Here is a 260-nt window from a genome sequence, read left to right on the forward strand (position 1 = left end):
CCCGAACCACTCCGGGATGACACGGAGGTGCGGGCGATCCATCCGCTTGACGATGCGCGGCCGGTGGTCCTCTTTGTCGATCACGGCAGCGTCGTACCGCCCGATCATCTCGTCCTTGTGCAGCTGCTCGATGGCGTTCATGTCGGCCACCGCGGCTTCGACAGTCTCGTACGCTGCGGCGTAAACGATCACCACTTCTTTCTCAGCCATGGCAGCGCCTTCCGCGTTGAGGTATCGGATGATGAGTTCACGCTAGCCCG

General features: G+C 62.3%; 1 protein-coding gene. It reads right to left on the reverse strand.

Annotation, left to right across the window (positions count from 1 at the left end):
- On the reverse strand, window positions 1–210 hold a 210-nt coding region (locus tag EUU22_RS04335), incomplete at its 3' end, for a hypothetical protein (RefSeq protein ID WP_205687855.1).
- Window positions 211–260 lie beyond the last annotated feature (50 nt).

It is taken from the genome of Ciceribacter ferrooxidans (assembly GCF_004137355.1).
Lineage (GTDB): Bacteria > Pseudomonadota > Alphaproteobacteria > Rhizobiales > Rhizobiaceae > Allorhizobium > Allorhizobium ferrooxidans.